At 39.8% G+C, this 20,489-nt stretch carries 17 protein-coding genes, 1 tRNA gene and 1 CRISPR repeat array; of the genes, 4 read left to right on the plus strand and 14 right to left on the minus strand.

The features are described from left to right. Positions 1-12: 12 nt before the first annotated feature. Positions 13-1,386, plus strand: a complete 1,374-nt coding sequence (gene mnmE, locus NFR56_RS06835; RefSeq protein WP_251458241.1) for a tRNA uridine-5-carboxymethylaminomethyl(34) synthesis GTPase MnmE — start codon at positions 13-15, stop codon at positions 1,384-1,386. A gap of 180 nt (positions 1,387-1,566) precedes the next feature. Here mnmE and NFR56_RS06840 read toward each other — a convergent pair whose 3' ends face one another. The 13 genes from NFR56_RS06840 to NFR56_RS06900 form a co-directional block, all read right to left on the minus strand. Continuing rightward, positions 1,567-2,379, minus strand: a complete 813-nt coding sequence (locus NFR56_RS06840) for a PrsW family glutamic-type intramembrane protease (RefSeq protein WP_251458258.1) — start codon at positions 2,377-2,379, stop codon at positions 1,567-1,569. Positions 2,380-2,532: 153 nt separating this feature from the next. After that, a complete protein-coding gene (locus tag NFR56_RS06845) occupies positions 2,533-3,024 on the minus strand; it encodes a hypothetical protein (RefSeq protein WP_251458260.1) in 492 nt (163 codons plus the stop codon). A gap of 169 nt (positions 3,025-3,193) precedes the next feature. Continuing rightward, the gene (locus NFR56_RS06850; RefSeq protein WP_251458263.1) at positions 3,194-4,162 is read right to left on the minus strand and encodes a YdeJ family lipoprotein; all 969 of its coding nucleotides are present in this window, start codon (positions 4,160-4,162) and stop codon (positions 3,194-3,196) included. A gap of 175 nt (positions 4,163-4,337) precedes the next feature. Next, positions 4,338-7,344: direct repeats of the CRISPR family, unit length 36 nt; unit sequence GTTTTGGGACCATTCGAAACAACACAGCTCTAAAAC. A 90-nt stretch (positions 7,345-7,434) separates the two neighbouring features. Then, positions 7,435-8,097: a type II-A CRISPR-associated protein Csn2 gene (csn2, locus tag NFR56_RS06855; RefSeq protein ID WP_251458266.1), complete on the minus strand. Its 663-nt coding sequence runs from the start codon at positions 8,095-8,097 to the stop codon at positions 7,435-7,437. Next, positions 8,087-8,431, minus strand: coding sequence for a CRISPR-associated endonuclease Cas2 (cas2, locus tag NFR56_RS06860; protein WP_065427741.1), 345 nt, complete (start codon positions 8,429-8,431; stop codon positions 8,087-8,089). The genes csn2 and cas2 overlap by 11 nt, the downstream gene beginning before the upstream one ends. Further along, positions 8,428-9,294: a type II CRISPR-associated endonuclease Cas1 gene (gene cas1, locus NFR56_RS06865; RefSeq protein ID WP_251458269.1), complete on the minus strand. Its 867-nt coding sequence runs from the start codon at positions 9,292-9,294 to the stop codon at positions 8,428-8,430. The genes cas2 and cas1 overlap by 4 nt, the downstream gene beginning before the upstream one ends. Beyond that, positions 9,294-13,394, minus strand: coding sequence for a type II CRISPR RNA-guided endonuclease Cas9 (gene cas9 / locus NFR56_RS06870; RefSeq protein ID WP_251458273.1), 4,101 nt, complete (start codon positions 13,392-13,394; stop codon positions 9,294-9,296). Before cas9 ends, cas1 begins: the two co-directional genes overlap by 1 nt. 301 nt (positions 13,395-13,695) lie before the next feature. Then, positions 13,696-13,767: transfer RNA gene (locus tag NFR56_RS06875), tRNA-Arg, on the minus strand. Positions 13,768-13,810: 43 nt separating this feature from the next. Further along, complete coding sequence (gene rplS / locus NFR56_RS06880) at positions 13,811-14,158, minus strand: 50S ribosomal protein L19 (RefSeq protein ID WP_003003254.1); 348 nt, start codon at positions 14,156-14,158, stop codon at positions 13,811-13,813. A 123-nt stretch (positions 14,159-14,281) separates the two neighbouring features. Further along, positions 14,282-15,445 carry a chloride channel protein gene (locus NFR56_RS06885; RefSeq protein WP_251458279.1) on the minus strand — a complete coding sequence of 388 codons (1,164 nt, stop codon included), beginning with the start codon at positions 15,443-15,445 and terminating at the stop codon, positions 14,282-14,284. Positions 15,446-15,491: 46 nt separating this feature from the next. Continuing rightward, on the minus strand, positions 15,492-15,764 hold the full coding sequence (locus NFR56_RS06890) for a chorismate mutase (protein WP_045759363.1): 273 nt from the start codon (positions 15,762-15,764) through the stop codon (positions 15,492-15,494). Between the two features lie 63 nt (positions 15,765-15,827). Continuing rightward, a complete protein-coding gene (locus NFR56_RS06895) occupies positions 15,828-16,271 on the minus strand; it encodes a flavodoxin (protein ID WP_003007049.1) in 444 nt (147 codons plus the stop codon). A gap of 116 nt (positions 16,272-16,387) precedes the next feature. Further along, complete coding sequence (locus NFR56_RS06900; protein WP_239665665.1) at positions 16,388-17,125, minus strand: hypothetical protein; 738 nt, start codon at positions 17,123-17,125, stop codon at positions 16,388-16,390. Between the two features lie 76 nt (positions 17,126-17,201). On the opposite strand from NFR56_RS06900, the gene NFR56_RS06905 reads away from it, so the two are divergent. From NFR56_RS06905 to NFR56_RS06915, 3 genes are all read left to right on the plus strand, one after another. Next, a complete protein-coding gene (locus tag NFR56_RS06905; protein WP_251458276.1) occupies positions 17,202-18,146 on the plus strand; it encodes a DHH family phosphoesterase in 945 nt (314 codons plus the stop codon). Between the two features lie 94 nt (positions 18,147-18,240). Further along, positions 18,241-18,825, plus strand: coding sequence for a lantibiotic ABC transporter permease (locus tag NFR56_RS06910; RefSeq protein WP_155199012.1), 585 nt, complete (start codon positions 18,241-18,243; stop codon positions 18,823-18,825). A gap of 161 nt (positions 18,826-18,986) precedes the next feature. Beyond that, on the plus strand, positions 18,987-19,229 hold the full coding sequence (locus NFR56_RS06915) for a type B 50S ribosomal protein L31 (RefSeq protein ID WP_003016441.1): 243 nt from the start codon (positions 18,987-18,989) through the stop codon (positions 19,227-19,229). 115 nt (positions 19,230-19,344) lie between these two features. Here the strand turns inward: NFR56_RS06915 and NFR56_RS06920 are convergent, their stop codons facing one another. Next, entirely contained in the window at positions 19,345-20,109 is a 765-nt protein-coding gene (locus NFR56_RS06920; RefSeq protein WP_049515143.1) for a (S)-acetoin forming diacetyl reductase, read from the minus strand. Between the last annotated feature and the right edge of the window lie 380 nt (positions 20,110-20,489).

Genomic DNA, 20,489 nt, shown 5'->3' on the forward strand with positions numbered 1-20,489 from the left:
AAGAGAAATGACATGATTACTAAAGAATTTGATACCATCGCTGCCATCTCGACTCCTCTCGGTGAGGGGGCGATCGGGATTGTCCGCTTGAGCGGGACAGACAGCTTTGCCATTGCGCAAAAGATCTTCAAAGGGAAAGATTTAAGCAAGGTAGCGAGCCACACGCTCAACTACGGCCATATCGTAGATCCAGATAAGAACGAGATTCTTGACGAAGTCATGGTGGGAGCCATGCGCTCGCCGAAGACCTTCACCCGTGAAGACATCATCGAGATCAATACCCACGGCGGGATTGCTGTGACTAACGAAATCTTGCAATTGGTCATCCGTGAAGGAGCTCGTTTGGCTGAACCTGGTGAATTTACCAAGCGGGCCTTTCTGAACGGTCGGGTCGATTTAACCCAGGCAGAAGCCGTCATGGATATTATCCGCGCCAAGACCGACAAGGCTATGAACATCGCCGTGAAGCAACTAGATGGTTCCCTGTCTGACCTCATCAACAACACGCGCCAAGAGATCCTCAATACCCTAGCCCAGGTCGAAGTCAATATCGACTATCCTGAGTACGATGATGTCGAAGAAGCAACGACTGAGATCATCCGTGAAAAGACAACAGAATTTGAAGCCCTCTTGACCAACCTCCTCAAGACCGCCCGTCGCGGTAAGATCTTGCGTGAAGGGATCTCTACTGCTATCATCGGCCGCCCAAACGTCGGCAAGTCGAGCCTCCTCAATAATCTTCTTCGTGAAGAAAAAGCCATCGTGACCGATATCGAAGGAACCACCCGTGACGTTATCGAGGAATACGTCAACATCAATGGGGTTCCCCTCAAACTAGTCGATACAGCTGGTATCCGGGAAACCGAAGACATAGTTGAGCAGATTGGTGTCGAACGGTCGAAAAAAGCCCTCAAGGAAGCTGATCTAGTCCTCCTCGTCCTCAATGCTAGCGAACCCTTAACCGATCAAGATCGCCAACTCCTTGAAATCTCACAAGATAGCAACCGCATCATTCTCCTCAATAAGGTCGACCTCCCAGAGAAGATCGAAATCGACCAACTGCCGGAAGATCATATCAAAATTTCCGTTCTGAAAAATCAAAACATCGATCAAATTGAAGAACGGATCAACGCCCTCTTCTTCGAAAATGCTGGGCTGGTTGAGCAAGATGCGACGTATCTTTCTAATGCTCGTCACATCTCCCTCATCGAAAAAGCTGTTGAAAGCCTGCAAGCGGTCAACGAAGGCTTGGCCCTCGGTATGCCGGTAGACCTGCTTCAAGTCGACCTCACCCGCACCTGGGAAATTCTCGGAGAAATCACAGGGGATGCTGCTCCAGATGAGCTCATCACCCAACTCTTCAGCCAGTTCTGTCTTGGAAAATAAATCCATTTTAAGATCATATACTCTTAGAAACTTTTCTCACTGCGGATACTCTCAAATATTTCTTTCAAAATAACTTTTATTTTACAGCTATAGGATCACCCAGTTTATTCAAAACTAGAAAAACAATGTGTCCAAAATAACAAAAATGCGTATGTGTGCACACATACGCATTTTTTGTTCTTATTTTGCTTGTTCTAATCGCTCAACGGTTTGATAAGCTTGGTAGATCAGGAAGAGCCCTGTAGCATTCAAGACTGGAATCGCAATCGGCAACTCGGTCACGATTTGTGAGAAGGGTGAATTGCCAACAAAATGGAGTCCAAACCCAGCTACTAAGTATCCCCAGCCTGCTAGACGTAAATCCTTGCGTCCTCTGCTTGCTTGGACAATTAGGAAGAGCCCCAGCATGACAAGACCTGTGTAGACCCAGTGAGACATGGGCGCATTGGCCACACGACCGAGAATCCCTGACACCGTGTAAGAGAAACCTTCCGGCAGATCCTGACGGATATAGGCAAAGTCCTCGACGATCTGGAAACCAAGACCAGAGGCAATCGCCAAGAGGAAGATCGACTTGATGCGACGGACACTGAACAAATAGAGGACAAAGAAGATTGGAATCAACTTAAAGGGTTCCTCAAAGAGCGGCGCAGCGATGGCACTCTCGTACTGGTTCCAAAAGTCGCTATTTGGAGCGATCGCTTGAATCATGTCATGGAAATAGGTATTGGCAAAGCTAGACAACCAACCGGCAACAAAGCCCCCTCCTAATAAAGAAAAGAGAACCGGTACCCAAGACAACTTCCACTTCTTAGCAAAATGAAAGAGAGCCCAAACAGCAGGAAGCGCATAGACCAAAAGGATCAGGGTAGAAAGTCCCACAATCCCGTACTGACTACCAGACATCCAGCCTTCCGTCAGCGACTGGGTCTCATAGGCTAGGCCGATCGCTAGCAAGAGTAAATAGAGAAACAAAATCGATTTGCGTTTCATAAAAGACCTTTCTATTGTGAAATGAAAAAGGCTGGGATACCAGTCTTTTTCGTGTAGTATCATTGTAACAGGATCAGCTTAAAAAAACAATAAATGTGGATTAGTGAGAAAAATATAAAACGTAGATGGCGACAAATGGTTGACTAAATTTAGTTACTTAATCACCAACGCTCCATTTTCCTCCGTCGCCAAGAGCTTCTCATCTTTATCATATATTTTAAGTTTTATACTGCTTGGTGTGTTTTGAGTTGCATTGTATTGCTTTACTATTTCTTCTTTTAAATCAAAAAGCGTCTTACAATAATCTTTTGGATTTATATTTGCTAAAGATAGCATATTTTCTGATACAGAGAAGACAAGGATCACATACTCTTCATTATAATACACTTTCGCCATCTCAATTTCGCCATTGATTTGATTTTGAAGCATATAAGCAAATACTACATTAGGTTTTTCATTTCCAACCAATGAGGTAGGGGCTTGATTCATTCCTTTGACCACTGATTCTTTACTTTCCTTTGTAGAATCTTTTACATTCTGTTCAGTAGACTGCTCTTTTTTGTCTTCATTCTTCACTTCTTTTTGCGCGCACGATGACAGAAATAGCGAGAGAATGGTCATTGTTGCAAACATAGTTTTTTTCATAGATTTTCTCCTTTTATTTTTACAAGTAGAAAACGACCTGTAATTGACCAAAATTGCATAAGCTTCCTGTAAAAGATGTTCCAAACCTTTAATTTTATAACCTTATAACTAATTAGATCTTTAATAGTTTAAAAAATTATTATCTAATATTATTTTAGCATAATCACTCTTACTTCAGTACTGCAAGAATCTGACGAATCAAATCTGGATCCCCGTCTGGCAATGTCACAGTTTCAGCATGATCCAAGATCCCTTGGGTAAATTGCGTCATAAACTCTTCACTATTAAGCTCATCCGCAGACTGTTGCCAATGACTCGGAACAGGATAGATCGTTACCGTTCCATCACCGTTGGATGCATAAGTGATATTTCCTTCAGCTGAATATGAACCAAACAGATGACGCACATCTTTTGGATAATCAACGCCTAAGCCACCATTATAAATCTTTGTTCCAGCTGCACTATTTGAAATATTTAACTCTGATGGCACGTTCTTGATCACATAAGCCCAGACACGAGCAGCTTCAACCTGAGTAGCAGTGTAGCCTGGATAATCATTCTGGTCTGCCTTCTTCGAAGACTTGACCTCACCATCCGAGCGAGTATTCCACTTCTTGGCCTTACTCGTCTTTGTCGTACTACTGCTATCGTCCGTATCAGCTTGCTCCCGATCTTTCGGTTGCTCTTTCTTGCGATAGTAGAAATTATCATCATCACCATAAGCAGGTGACTGACCAGCCCAGATCCGATCCTTGGACTTATCCGAAGCATCGTCTTTGCCTGCTTTCTGACCTTTTGGAAGGAGCAAGAGACCGTAGCCTCCAACACCCGACTTGGCACTAACCGTCATCTCAGCGATCTGGTCCTTCTGCTTAAAGCTCGATGCATCAAGCTCGACATCCTCGCTGACCAAGCCCTTGTCATCAAAGACCAGCTCATTACCACGACCATCGATCCAAGTCCCCTTGATACTCGAGTAGTCCTTAGCCTTAATGGCTTTCAAATCCATACCAGACTGTTTCTTTTCCGAAGTGCTGGTCTGCTTGGTATCCGAACTCTTAGGCGACACCGTCCTCTGAGGACGACCACACGAAGCCAAGACCAAAGCAGAAAGCACAATTACCAAACCTTTTTTCATATCAATCTCCCTTCACATACCTACTATTTTAGAAAAATAAGAAAGGTGAGTCAAAGAAAAAGTGAAGGTGAGAATCAATTAATGACCTAAAAGTCTGTAAAATTATTATTTAATTTTCTCAAGAAAAAGAAGCTCAATGTAACGAGCTTCTATACCATCATCTTTTATTTTTCTTATTTTGGGATCATTCGAAACAACACAGCTCTAAAACAGCGTTTACCTTTTTCCTTTGTAGGTTTTTGTTTTGGGACCATTCGAAACAACACAGCTCTAAAACTGTCTGGAAAGTAGTCGTAGTCGCTGTTGGGTTTTGGGACCATTCGAAACAATACAGCTCTAAAACAATAGTGGTTAGGGAGTTAGCTCAAAAGGTGTTTTGGGACCATTCGAAACAACACAGCTCTAAAACTCAAAAGTCTTTAGAGATCAAGTCGGTCGCGTTTTGGGACCATTCGAAACAACACAGCTCTAAAACGAAATATGTGTTTTATGTGTTGACGGAATAGTTTTGGGACCATTCGAAACAACACAGCTCTAAAACATGACAATCTCGAAACACAACTAGAGATAGGTTTTGGGACCATTCGAAACAACACAGCTCTAAAACTATGATAGGTTGCTGGGTAACTCAACGGTTGTTTTGGGACCATTCGAAACAACACAGCTCTAAAACAAGTACCCTACACCTTTATTAAATCATGCTGTTTTGGGACCATTCGAAACAACACAGCTCTAAAACGTGAGTTCCATGCTTTCTTCAAGGGTTGATGTTTTGGGACCATTCGAAACAACACAGCTCTAAAACGGCTGTGCTGTCCGCGGTAGCTTGACCGACGTTTTGGGACCATTCGAAACAACACAGCTCTAAAACAATGAACACAGGCGTAACGTCTAATATCGGGTTTTGGGACCATTCGAAACAACACAGCTCTAAAACAATCTTTAAACCCCGGAGTTTGGAACAAAAGTTTTGGGACCATTCGAAACAACACAGCTCTAAAACTTGTGGACGGTGATTACTAATCCATCTTGTGTTTTGGGACCATTCGAAACAACACAGCTCTAAAACGGCTTGAACTATTGAACCAAATTTGGACAGGTTTTGGGACCATTCGAAACAACACAGCTCTAAAACAGACGCTGCAACTAATTTGATCGATTCACTGTTTTGGGACCATTCGAAACAACACAGCTCTAAAACACCAAAACGAAGAATGCAAACAATACATTGGTTTTGGGACCATTCGAAACAACACAGCTCTAAAACCTGCTCCTGTAAGCATACCCATCAGCCAATGTTTTGGGACCATTCGAAACAACACAGCTCTAAAACAAATGTTCGCTTGTGTGTCATAATTTCAATGTTTTGGGACCATTCGAAACAACACAGCTCTAAAACACTAATCGATAGTATTCATCTATTACCATTGTTTTGGGACCATTCGAAACAACACAGCTCTAAAACGATTGGTCTGGATTGTCGCTTGCGCTTCCTGTTTTGGGACCATTCGAAACAACACAGCTCTAAAACATACGTAGTATTGTCATCTGGGATCACAGGGTTTTGGGACCATTCGAAACAACACAGCTCTAAAACAGACCGAATTTCTTTCCTCGTAGATTATCGGTTTTGGGACCATTCGAAACAACACAGCTCTAAAACGAATAGTTTGATTCATTTTGAAAAGAAAGTGTTTTGGGACCATTCGAAACAACACAGCTCTAAAACGAATGGTGTTACCAACTTTACGAATGACTAGTTTTGGGACCATTCGAAACAACACAGCTCTAAAACAGACATCTTCACAGTCAATGACTCAAGTCAGTTTTGGGACCATTCGAAACAACACAGCTCTAAAACAAAGAGTAAGTCCGATTGATTTCAGATCTTGTTTTGGGACCATTCGAAACAACACAGCTCTAAAACATAACTTCCGTAGCGATTAAATGACTAGGCGTTTTGGGACCATTCGAAACAACACAGCTCTAAAACGATAGATTGCAAGCTGTGAGTGATAGCCAAGTTTTGGGACCATTCGAAACAACACAGCTCTAAAACAAGAAACGCATCTCTTCGATGATTTCTTTAGTTTTGGGACCATTCGAAACAACACAGCTCTAAAACAACGGTGCTGTTTTAAATGTTATTCGCATTGTTTTGGGACCATTCGAAACAACACAGCTCTAAAACGATTTTCTTTCAATTATCTCCCAAGAATCTGGTTTTGGGACCATTCGAAACAACACAGCTCTAAAACAATGGTAGTGTTCAAGGTATTGACCTTAGTGTTTTGGGACCATTCGAAACAACACAGCTCTAAAACAAGCGCGTAGCTAGTGTATCAGTCAGACCAGTTTTGGGACCATTCGAAACAACACAGCTCTAAAACGTACCCCATTTACGTATTGAGAAAGAGCACGTTTTGGGACCATTCGAAACAACACAGCTCTAAAACGTATGTTTACCAACTTAACGAGCAAGGCGAGTTTTGGGACCATTCGAAACAACACAGCTCTAAAACGACTGGTTCGACGTGATCGTGGTCGATGAGGTTTTGGGACCATTCGAAACAACACAGCTCTAAAACAATAGAATAACTTTGTCACATTGTTCCATAGTTTTGGGACCATTCGAAACAACACAGCTCTAAAACGTAAAGCCCAAAGCCATTTCTCAAGTGGAAGTTTTGGGACCATTCGAAACAACACAGCTCTAAAACAGGGAAGTTTCAAGGAGTTTGGATCCTAGAGTTTTGGGACCATTCGAAACAACACAGCTCTAAAACGAGGTGTAACAGGATTATCTAGGATCCAAAGTTTTGGGACCATTCGAAACAACACAGCTCTAAAACACAAGCTGTACATAACTGTATGAAGTAGCTGTTTTGGGACCATTCGAAACAACACAGCTCTAAAACATTCTGACCTGTCTGATCCTAGAATGTTATGTTTTGGGACCATTCGAAACAACACAGCTCTAAAACATTCTGACCTGTCTGATCCTAGAATGTTATGTTTTGGGACCATTCGAAACAACACAGCTCTAAAACAGCACCAGCTAAAGCTCCTGAGGCAGTACTGTTTTGGGACCATTCGAAACAACACAGCTCTAAAACACTACAGCATCTTCAGGATTTTTAACATCAGTTTTGGGACCATTCGAAACAACACAGCTCTAAAACCTCGTAGAATGATTTTTCTTTCGAAATTTCGTAATCGCGCTATTCGTCCTAGCTAGACTTCAGTCCGTCTGAATCCCGTTATTACTGCTATTATAGCATATTTTCAGCATTTAAGAAATAATCTTTATCTAGTATAAATTGCGGAAAATTGTAGACTTGCCTTGGTTCTAAAAATAAGACAGATAATTGATTTAATCCAATATATTCTATTAAACTTTCAATTTCTTTCTCTGATAAGTAAGCAGCTACATTTATAAAAACAAGGAGTCTCTTTTTTGATAGATATTTGAAAACCTGTACAATTTCCATGCACTTTTCAAATACAGTATCGCTTATTGTTTCTACTTTAACACCTAATGCTTCGATCAACTCTAGGATAGTGATTTCATCATATTCTAGATCCAATTCATTTTCTAAACACTCATAAGCTAATAATTCAGTGATCGTCACAACTAATTTCTCTATCATTGACTTCACTTCTGGTTTTTCATTCAATTGATTTTCTAAATCCGCATGTATCAATTTTAGCATGGAAGTTGAATTTAAATTATAGCCTAAAATATCAGTTATTACCAGAAGTTCGGATTCTTTTAATGATATCAGACGAGAGTCAAATATCTTTAAATCACTATCACCATTGTATTGATAAAATTGCTTCACAAGGTCTGAAAATACTTGCTGATCTTCAAGGGCTAAGAAGGTAGCATTTGTTATTGTTATTGCCTCATCTAATATAGGGAAATTAATCTTCATCTGAAAATTCCTCTCCTAAAAATACTAAACGTGAATCTGAATTTGCTACACTTGTATCTCTTTCACCGCATAAATATATCATACGGGAAAACTGTTTTTCCGTAACTGTCAGCAATGTAATACTCCCTTTTTTAGGGTTATGGTTTTTTAATCGTTCAATCATTGCATTATTTGCTGAATTATTTAGCAACAACTTGCTATAAATGGAAAACTGATGCATTATAAATCCTTCATCAATCAGAAATTGCCTAAATTTACGGTAGGCTTTCTTCTCCTCTGCTGTTTCAACTGGCATATCAAACATTAAAATCATTCGCATATATCGATAACTCATATCCTAAACTCAGGAACTCCTTTCTCAGGATTATTTAATGACTGAATGACTTTCTTCGTATAATCACTGACAATATTCGTTAAGTACATTTCTTTATCATTATATTGAAAAGTATCTGAAAATATCGAGAATAATTCTCTTTTGATCTTTACAAATTCTGAGCCTCTATTTTCATATACAATACGATCAATAATTGGCCGAAACGGCTCCATAATATCACTTGCAAGGTTAAATTGATTAAACTGATTCGCATGCTTCAATCCTAACTGAGTCATACATCCTGATAACGCAATCTCACGCGCAAACATACTTAATAATAAAGTATAACCATAATCTAATGCAGCATTGATATCATTATCCAGTTCACGACTAAAATCATTCCCAAATAAGGTATTAAAATATATTCGTGCAGCATGTCCTTCTCGATTATTTGGATCAAAAATTTCTAACCCGTCATATAACTTTATGATAGATTGTGATTTTTCAAAAAAACTACAACATCCTAAATATATTGCTTGATTCAATATCTTTTGAGAAATGATGCTTGTCCACACAAAACCTTTAGTTTCTTCATTCCAAGAAATCTGTTTAGATAATTGTAAACTTGAATCATGGCGTCCATAATAAGGCATTAAATGGGCAGTTGGAAGTCTTTTATCATCACAAAAGACCACTAACACATTCTCATCAATAAGCCGTTTTACAAGCATGGTCGACAAAACTATATCAGTTGTTTCAAGAATTAAGATATCAATCTCGGACAGATGGATTAGTTCCGTCCGAGATGCATCTTTAAAAATTAAATGATTGTTTTTATAGGTTAATTTAGAATGAGTGTTTACTACTACTGTACGCCAGCCCATTACTCTGCTCCTAATTTGCTCAGGTCGATCCGAGTTTCATAAAGTCCTGTGATAGATTGATGGATGAGGGTAGCTTTAAGAATTTCCGTAACAGTTAAGTAGCGTTTTCTTTCAATATCTTTTCCAAAGAATTTAAAGACTGCAGGGGCACCAAATGCAGTGAAGGTCAACAGATTGATAAATGAATTTGCAATCTCTTCCATATTAGTTTGTTCATTATCTATATATAAATTTTTAATTTTCTCTAGATTGGACTCTGCAAGTACATATTTTTGTGAAAACTCAGATACAAAATTTAATAAATCATTAAATTCACTATGATGTTGCTTGATATATTCCAAATGTTCTGGTTCGTCTTTTTTCTGAATTCTTTTAGCATGGTAAAGTAAGGTTATTAAATACGATGGAAGCACCATTTCATTTCCTTTTTGAAGTTCTTTGGCACTTGCCAGCATCCGTCTCCGCCCATTTTCAAGCTCAAACAAACTATACTTAGGTAACCGTATGATATTTTCTTCAACAACATTTTGATACCCTTTACCTTCAAGGAAAGCAACTGGATTTGCCTCAAATTTAACTCTTTCCATAATAGTGATGCCAATTAAAGACTTAACAGTTTTTAATTTTTTTGATTTTCCTTTTTCTACATCAGCAATTAATAGAATCGAATAAGCAATAACAGGGCTATCAAAACCACCATATCTCGTAGTATCTAATTGAATATTCTTAGTTTTTCTTGGAATTAGCTTATCAGAATTCCCTTTAGGTAATATAGATTCTTTAGAGAATCCTCCAGTTTGCTCCTCAGTTTTTTTAACAATATTCACTTGTGGACAAGAAAGTACTTTACGGACAATAGCAAAATCACGCTTTTTATTCCAAGCAATCTCGCCAGTATCTTTAGAGTATTCAACGTTTCCTCTCTGTATGATAGTGCCATCCGCATAATATACTTTATCTTTAAAGAAATTTAATAAATTTGAATAGAAGAAATACTTTTCTGTTGCTTTTTCAATTTCTTTAGGATCTTTGGTTCTTGAAATGTATCTCTTAAGATCGTACTTTTGGTAGTCACCATAGACAAATTCAGGCTCTAGTTTAGGATATTTCTTAAGAATAGCCTTAGCTACCACTGCATTTAAGTATGCATCATGTGCATGGTGGTAGTCATTGATTTCCCGTACCTTATATAATCCAAATTCTTTACGGAAGTTGGAAACTAGATTTGATTTCAAAGTGATGATTTTAACGCTACGAAGCTTTTGGTTTTTCTCATTCACTTCTGCATTGAAGCGATCATCTAAAATCTGTGCAACATGTTTTGTGATTTGTCGTGTTTCAACTAGTTGGCGTTTGATAAAACCAACTTTATCACGTTCATCTAATCCACCTCGTTCAGCCTTGGTTAAATTATTGAATTTACGTTCTGAAATCAATTTAGAATCTAATAATTGTTGCCAAAAACCTTTCATCTTTTCAACTATTTCAAGACTTGGAACATTATCGGATTTACCACGATTATCTTTTGAACTAGTTAAAACACGATTATCAAGAGAATCATCCTTTATAAAGGCCTGTGGAATGATGTGGTCAATATCATAGTTGCTCAATTGGTTGATATCAAGAGCTTCTCCAGTATACATATCTTTCCCATTTTGTAGATAGTAAAGGAAGAGACGGTCGTTTTGAAGTTGAATATTATCCGTTGGATGTTCTTTTAGAATATTACTTCCGAGTTCAGAAATAGCATCTGAGAGTGTCTTCAAGCGTTGTTGTGACTTACTTTTTCCTTTATTAGTAGTCTGATTTTCACGCGCCATTTCAATTACGACAGACTCCGGAGCATGGCCCATAACCTTGACAAGTTCATCAACAATTTTAATACTTTGTAAAATTCCCTTTTTAATGGCAGGACTTCCTGGAAGTTCTTGGACAACTTGCTTCACATCATTGGTCTCACCAACGACTTGTGCTTTTTGGATAGTTTCTTTGAAAGAAAGTCCATCATCATTAATTAACTGCATAAAGTTACGATTGCTGTAACCATCATCAATCAGATAATCAAGAATCGTTTTGCTGGTTTTTTTATCACGGATACCGTTAATCAGTTTAGCAGAAAGTTTTCCCCAACCAGTATAATGCCGACGAGTTAGTGCTTTGATCACTTTTTCATCAAAGATAGAATCATACTGATTAAGGCGTTGTTTAATCATCTCTCGATCTTCAAAGATTGTGAGAGTATGGACGATATTTTCAAAAATCTCTTCATTTTTAGGGTCATCCATAAACTCTTTATCTTTGATAATCTTGAGCAAATCATGATAAGTAGAAAGACTAGAGTTAAAATGTTTTTCAATTCCTTTTAGTTCGATTCCATCATAGCCATCAACATTGTGTAGATAATGAATGATGTCTTTTTCAGTTACTTTTCTTTTCTCTTTGAATAATTGATTGACAATTTGCTTCTTCTGTCCACTATCAAGAAATTGATAGTCTTTCATCCCTTCAGCAATGTATTTCACCTTTGTCAACTCATTATAAACTGTAAAAGTTTCATACAGAAGACTATGCTTAGGCAGAACTTTTTCTTCTGGCAAATACAGGTCATAGTTAGTCATTCTGTGGATGAAGTCTTCAGCAGAACTTGATTTATCAACCATCTCTTCAAAATTCCATGGTCGGATTGCTTCATCAGAGTTTCGAGTCAGCCAAGCGAAATCACTATTGCCACGTGCCAATGGGCCTACATAATAAGGAATACGGAATGTTAGGATCTGTTCAATTTTATCTTTGTTCTCCTTTAAGAATGGATAATATTCTCCTTGGTGCCGGAGAATGGCATTCATTTCTTGAAGATGAATTTGATGAGGAATTGAACCATTATCGAAAGTACGTTGTTTTCTCAAAAAATCTTCACGTTCAATTTTTTCAAGAAAATACTCTGCTCCTTCAATTTTAGAAATGAGATTTTTGATATATTTGTAAAATCCTTCTTGAGTAGTTTTTCCATCAATATATCCAGCATATCCATCTTTAGAATCATCTGAAAAAACTTCCGAATATTTTTCTGGAAGATTTCTTCTTACGAATTGTTTTAATGCTGAAAGATCATTTTGATGATTGTCATAACGTTCTATCATAGAAGCAGATAGTGGAGCCTTTATCCCAGGATCTTTAACAGATAATATACCTGCTAGTAGTATGGCATCATAGAGTTTTTTAGCCACAACAAAAAGATCAGCATAAACGTCCCCAATTTGCCCCAACAAACTTTCCAAGTCCTCTTCATAAGTATCCTTAGAAAATTGTAGTGGAGCTTTTTCTTCTAAGTCAAAATGTTTCTTAAAATCAGCTTGATTCCCAACAATTAATTTTAAAAACTCAGAAAATAAACCCGTTGATTTTTCATCAGGAAATAGTTTTAGGACACGGTCTCTTTTAGCAGATTTACTAATCTTATCGGTAAAAATTTCTTCTACCTGTGCATTTCCTTTGCTAAGTGAACTTTCCTCAAAAGTGTTATCATAGAGACTTGTGAATTCGTTAAAGATTTTTTGAATATCATTATTTTTAATATCGAATGAGTCTTCATACAAGAAATGCCCACGATATTTAATAATATGTGCCAAAGCTAAATAGATTAAACGCAAATCAACTTTCTCTTTCGAATCTGCAAGAATCTTCCTCAAATGATAAATGGTTGGAAATTGTTTATGATACTCTTTCTCCTCCTCTAAGGTTCCAAAAATTGGATATTTACTTCCTCTCTTATCTTCAGGAACTAGGAATGAATCATCTAAGCGATGGAAAAAACTCTCATCCACTTTATTCATTTCTTCAGCAAATATTTCCTGTAAATACAAAATTCTATTCCGACGTCTTGTATAGCGACGTCTGGCAGTTCTTTTTAACCGACGATCTGCAGCAGTATTTCCTGCATCAAAAAGAAGTGCACCTATTAAGTTTTTCTTAATAGACTCCTTGTTGGTATTCCCAAGAACCTTCATTTTTTTTGCTGGAACCTTGTAATCATCTGTGATAACTGCCCAGCCTACGCTATTTGTACCGATATCTAAGCCAATTGAATATGGTTTTTTCATAATTTTCTCCTTTATGTCTTGCATTTGCGATGATAAAGTTGTAGAATAATGGTGTTGGGATTATTCGAAACAACACAGCAAGTTAAAATAAGGCTTTGTCCGTATCCAACTTGAAAAAGTGCGCACCGATTCGGTGCTTTTTTTGTGCCTATTTTCATCTATCCCTAATTAGTCATTATATTAACTACATTTTACTCCTTCCTTCCTCAAAAATCAATTCATTATATGGAGATATTCCATCTATTTTTGACTTCTTTCTTACACAAAAAGGAACTCGCATGCACGAGTTCCTTTTACTTTATGTCCCCTGCCGGAATCGAACCAGCAACTACTCCTTAGGAGGGAGTTGTTATATCCATTGAACTAAGGGGACCGATAAAAAAAGAAGCGAGATCACTCCCGCCTCCTTGTTCGTCTTAACGACGGATTTCTTTAATACGAGCTGCTTTACCTTGCAATGCACGAAGGTAGTACAATTTCGCACGACGTACTTTACCGTAACGTACTACTTCAATCTTTTCTACACGTGGAGTGTGTACTGGGAATGTACGTTCAACACCGACACCGTTAGAGATTTTACGAACAGTGTACATTTCAGTGTGTCCTTGACCTTTACGAGCGATAACAACGCCTTCAAAGATCTGGATACGTTCACGAGATCCTTCGACAACTTTCGCGTGTACACGAACAGTGTCACCAGGACGGAATGCAGGGATATCAGTACGAAGTTGACCTTCAGTCAAGCTTTGGATTAATGGATTCATTTTATTCTCCTATCTTCGTCAATCTTGAGGGACCTCCCTCAGCGGATAAACTGTATTTTTGTGCTTCCATTACGCACAGAAACTATCATATCAGATAATTTCAGGTTTGTAAAGCTCTTTTCTCTACTTTTTCGCAACTTTTTGGCCGGAATAAATGCTCCACTCTTTTGGCAGGCAATAGGCGATGGCGCAAGCAATGACAAAGAATGGCAGATTGGCATAGCCAAAGACTTCTCCTCCGATCAAGATCGGTGCGAGCAAGGTCGTTGTCGCACTGCCAAAGACACTGGCATAACCAATAGCGGCCACGACTAAGACTGGTAAGCCCAGCATAGGAGCGAGAAAGACTCCAAGCGTAGCTCCGATCGCAAAGAGCGGTGTCACTTCTCCCCCTTGGTATCCAGCTGAGATGGTCACCACGGTAAAGAGGAGCTTCAAGATCCAGTCATAACTATGGGCACTCCCCTGATGAAAAGCTACATCAATCAGATTGGTTCCAAGTCCACTATAAGTGCCGACCTTGGTCAGCTGGAGGGTCAAGAGGACCAAGCTGAGTCCAGCCCCTATAAGGGCTATCCGGGTATAAGGATTAGGCAAGACTTGAGCGACTGTTTTCTTCAACCAGGAAAGGCTAACAGCAAAGAGTTTCCCAGCGAGACCAAAAGCTAGGCCAAGAAGGGCAACTTTGATCAAGGTCTCTGGTGTCCAGCTCAGCGTTTCTTTTAGTGGCACAGCAAATTTCTCCAAGCCAAGGGCATGAGAGGTGAAGCTAGCCACGATTGAGGCAATGAGCGCTGGATAGAGAGCCATCAACTGCAACTCCCCAACTGTCAAGACTTCAAGAGCAAAGAAGGTTGCTGCCAGTGGCGTCTGAAAGAGACCCGCAAAACCGGCTGCCATCCCGGTCATGAGAAAGATACGCGAAGCATCTGGAATCTTGATATGACGCGCAAAACGATGCGAAAGGGTCGCTCCGATCTGGACCGCTACGCCTTCCCGACCGACCGAACCACCAAAGAGGTGGCTCATCCAGGTCGTCAGCATGATCAAAGGCACCAAGACCAAGGGGATTTTCTCCTCACGCGCGTGTCCGACATCAAAGATGAGGCCCATCCCTTTTGAAGCCTTGCCACCAAAACGTTTATAAAGATAAACGATGACAAGCCCCGCTAGGGCCAGAAAAAGAATCAAGGGCCAATGCTGGCTTCGGACATCTCCAATCAGGAGAAGACCTTGACCAAAAATCATGTCAATGGCACCAACCAAGAGACCAATGAAAAGCGCCATCCCTGTTAGGACCACATACTGTTGTGCTTTTTGCTTGATCGATAGACTAGTCACGCGCCCTCACCTCCTCTTGGAAGTCTCTCGAGCGCTTCATCATATCTTGAAACTGGGCTTGAATGGTCGCCCGATACTGCTCATCCGTCACGAGAGAGCCGACTTTCTCAAGCACTTCTCTCTCCCTTCCCTGATCGAGCACAGGTAAGCCCTGCTGCTCCTTATATTCTACAATCTGACCGACACAGACCATCCGTCTTTCCAGCAAGGCTACAAGCTCTTGATCGATCTGGTCAATGTCCTTACGAATCTGATCTAAATCCATGTGTCTCCTCTTTATTTTGGATATAAATCGAGGCTGTAATCCATCGATCCATCCTCTTTGTCATTAATTTGCTTTTGCTACGAGTTCTTCTGCAAAGGCTTCTAATTTTTCAATGTCTTCGTCTTCTGCTGACAAATCAACTTTGACACACTCAGAGCCTTTTTCAGCACCAGTCGCAGCGAAGCAACGGTCGAAATCATCAACTGCTTTACAGAATTCATCGTAGAAGGTATCACCTGATCCTACCACACCGTAAAGTTTGCCTTTGAGATCAAGGCCAGCCAAATCTTCGTAGAAATCTTGGATCTCATCTGGAAGCTCTCCATCGCCGTATGTATAGGTCGCTACCACTGCGATATCCGCATCAAGGAAGTCCTCCGCATCCACAGTTGTACACTCATCCACATCTACTTCGACACCAAGATCACGGAATTTGTCCGCTACGATATCAGCAATTTCTTCAGTATTTCCGGTCATACTAGCAAAAACAATCTTCGCTACAGTCATAATTTCCTCCCAAAAGCTATTTCCCGTATTATACCACTTTTTCAAGCATTTTGCACGAAACCTTTCCCGATAAGGTGAAAGAAGGGACACGTTTCAAGAATTAGGACCGATTCAACCTAATCGCCCTTGTTCTCTTCTTGAATTGCTTTAATATCTTCGATTTCTTCATCCAATCTCTTATCAAAATCAGACTTATTTTTGAAGGGATACGAATATGTGCGCCAAGTGTACCATTTTAGTCCTTCTTCACCCTTATAGTACCACTCAATTTTTGTTGGTAGAAATTCTTTGTTGTAGGTGATACAAACCTTGGTGAATTGAAGTTTTTTATTTAAATAAATCGCCTCAAATTCTGGCGGATATTCCTCTTTCATCAATTTTTCATCCACAAATCTTTTCGGTGAGCCAGTAATTTGATAGTTGGACTTCTTAATTTCATCAGTAGTAATTTTCTTACTTAATAGAACTGATGATAATTCTTCATTTACAGCAGATTTGTAATACTGTTTACGATCCCAGTCCTCTTTATATCCACCATAAACTGTATCGTCTTTCACTGCAGTTTCATCATTATAGTAATATTCCTTTTTCTCAAGGTCCAACCCAACCTCAAAATGCTCATCGGTAGAATCTCCCATTTTAATCATAATAAATTGCTTTTTCTTTAAAACATTCAATGCCGGTTGATTGTTACTACAACTACTTAGGAATACTGCAATAAGCATTACGATCAACACTACTACAATTGTTTTTGGAAATTCTAACCATCGTTTTCTTTTAGCTGATTGTTTGATTTCTTTCATCATATCCATCCATTCTACCAAAATAATGAACTTCTGTAAAACCGCTTCCATAGCTCCTAATTAGTGATAAATGCTTGCTGGATGGGCCTTTCTTATGTTAAAATTGACAGAGAAAATGAGGTAATGTATGAACGTAATGAATGAAATTCTTGAAAAAATTCAAGCTTATGACACGATTATTATCCACCGTCATCAGAATCCGGATCCGGATGCGATTGGTAGCCAGGTGGGCTTGAGGGATCTCCTGCGTGCGCACTTCCCTCAAAAGCGGGTCTTGGCAACTGGCTATGATGAACCGACCTTGACCTGGCTTGCTGAAATGGATGAAGTCAAAGATGAGGACTATGCTGGAGCTTTGGTGATTGTCTGTGACACGGCCAATACTCCCCGCATCGATGACAAGCGCTATACGAACGGTGATTTCCTGATCAAGATCGACCACCACCCAAATGACGATGCTTATGGCGATCTGCTCTGGGTCGATACTGAGTCTAGCTCTACCAGTGAGTTAATCGCACTTTTTGCTAAGGAATTGGATCTCGAACTCCCGGTTAGTGCTGCGCGTCTCCTCTATGCAGGGATTGTCGGCGATACGGGTCGCTTCCTTTATCCTGCTACTTCAACTCGGACCTTTGAGATCGCTGCCTATCTTCGAAGCATTCCTTTTGATTTTACTGCCCTTGCTCGTCAAATGGATACGATCAATCTCAAGACGGCTAAGCTTCAAGGCTATGTCTACGACCATCTCGAGATCGATGAACATGGCGCTGCGCGTGTGACCCTAACACAAGAACTCTTGAAGAAATTTGATCTACGTGATTCAGAGACTGCTGCAATTGTCGGAGCTCCTGGACGCATCGATACCGTATCTGTTTGGGCTATCTTTGTTGAGCAGGCCGACGGTCACTTCCGTGTCCGGATGCGTAGCAAACGCAAAGTGATCAACGAAATTGCTAAACGCCATAACGGTGGTGGCCATCCACTAGCGAGTGGAGCCAACTCCTACTCTCTTGAGGAAAACGACCAAATCTACAAAGAGCTACAAGAAGTGGCACGCACAAACGAAGGCTGAGAACGGTTTCTCAGCCTTTTTATCTTGGTCACGGGGTTTTCATTTGATATTTCTTATGGTAAAATAAAGCTAATAAATTTTAAGGAGACTTATTATGGAAAAAAATCGTTTGTTTATCATTATCTCTGCTGCGGTAGCGATTCTTAGCTCTTTCTTGCCATGGGCAAGCCTGAATGCTGGTGCCTTTGGTTCATACAGCTGGAATGGCCTTCGCGGAGATGGATGGTTCGTTATTATCTTCGCAGTCGTTGCGATTGTCCTTGCTTGCTTGAACGATGTAAAATCTTCACTACCAAAAGGTTTTGCAATTGGTGTTATCGTAGCAGGAGCTCTCTCAACTATCGTAACATTGATCGATGTCTTCGGTGTGAACAAATACGCTGTTGACTTCAATGGTTATGGCGTTTCAATTGGCTTTGGTTTGATCCTTGCTTTAATTGCAAGCATCGCTATTGTTGTAACTGGTCTCTTGGCGATGTCAGGTGGTAAAATCACAAAAGGAACCTTCGAAGAACTTGCTGAATCTGGTAAAGGATTTGCCCAATCTGTTGGACGCGTGACAACTTCTACTGTAAAAACTGCTGTAAATGAAATCAAAAAAGAAACACACGAACACACTGAGGGACAAGCTGATCAACCAGTTGAAGCACCAAAAGATCCAAATCAATCTGAACAATAATAAGATTAGATTCACCTTGGCTTAGCCAGGGTGATTTTTTTGATCATTATTTTAAATAAAATTAGTGAAAATACTTGTCAAGATCCTGGAAATTTGGTAAACTAGCTTAGTAACAATCTATGGCTCGGAAAGAGACCATGGCAGAAAGGAAATATTGCAAAATGAAAAAAGATATCCATCCAGAATATCGCCCTGTTGTCTTCATGGACACTACTACTGGTTACAAGTTCCTCAGCGGTTCAACTAAATACTCTAGCGAAACAGTTGAATTCGAAGGTGAAACTTACCCATTGATCCGTGTTGAAATTTCATCAGACTCACACCCATTCTACACTGGACGTCAAAAGTTCACTCAAGCAGATGGACGTGTGGATCGTTTCAACAAAAAATACGGTCTCAAATAAGAACCAACACAAAACCACTTCCCTTTTGGGAGTGGTTTTTTTGATCTCTGTTTCTTTTATTGTGAACGCACAAAATAAGAGGTTAGGATGTTGATCCCAACCTCTGTTTTTTATCTTAATGGAACTGCATTCCACCATCCACGATAATGGTTTGACCTGTGATGTAGTTTGAGTCAGGTCCAGCAAGGAAGCTGACAGCCGCTGCTACATCTTCTGGTTCAGAAAGACGTTTCAAAGTGATATCTTTAGCGAATGTTTGCATACCCCATTCGTCGTCTTTGCCTGCGTTCTTCCCAACTTCATGAGCAATGTCAAACATCATTGGAGTCTTAACAATACCTGGTGCATAAGCATTGACAGTGATGCCTGAATCTGCCAAGTCACGCGCCAAAGTCTGTGTGATACCACGAACTGCAAATTTAGTACCACCATAAACAGTCAAGTTAGGGTTACCTACAACACCTGCTTGTGAAGTCGCATTGATGATCTTTCCACCATGACCGAGTGCTTTGAACTGAGCTTGAGCTGCTTGTGCACCCCAAATCACGCCACCAACATTAATAGCAAATGTACGTGTAAATTGTTCTTCAGTAATTGTATCAAGTGGTGTAGTTGGCGCAACACCAGCGTTGTTAACGACGACGTTTAAGTCTCCGAAATGATCCACAACTTTTTGGAAAGCTGCAGCCACTTCTTCTTGTTTAGACACATCAGCTACGACTGCAAAAGCATGATCTGCTGATAACTCAGCAACTGCTTTTTCAGCTGTTTCAGCATTGTAGTCCAATACTCCGACCTTGAAGCCATCTTGCACCAAACGTTTTGCGATTGCAAAACCGATTCCTTGACCAGCACCTGTGACAATAGCTACTTTAGACATATGATTCCTCCTTGGTATCAACGATACCAGCAAACGTTCCTATCAGAACAGCAAGGGTTGACAACAAGTTTTGATGGGGTCTATTATAAATATCCGACAAAACTATGCTAACAGTATACTCTTTTGTGAAAAATATTTCAAACTCTAGCCTATTTTTTTAAAAAATTAGTTTATTTATATGATATTTTTATTTAGTGATAAATGAACTAAAACGTGAAATAGAATATAGCTTTTACCTACAACGGATCACTATTCTATTCTGTAATAGCTACATAAAAAGAGATTGGGACAAAAGTCCTAGCATCTCAATTGTCTTTGGATTGTCGAGCAAGACGCAGTGGTTGAGTGGGCTCTACTACGCTGATTTCATCAGCTTTTAC

The organism is Streptococcus caecimuris (assembly GCF_943193075.1).
GTDB classification, from domain to species: domain Bacteria; phylum Bacillota; class Bacilli; order Lactobacillales; family Streptococcaceae; genus Streptococcus; species Streptococcus caecimuris.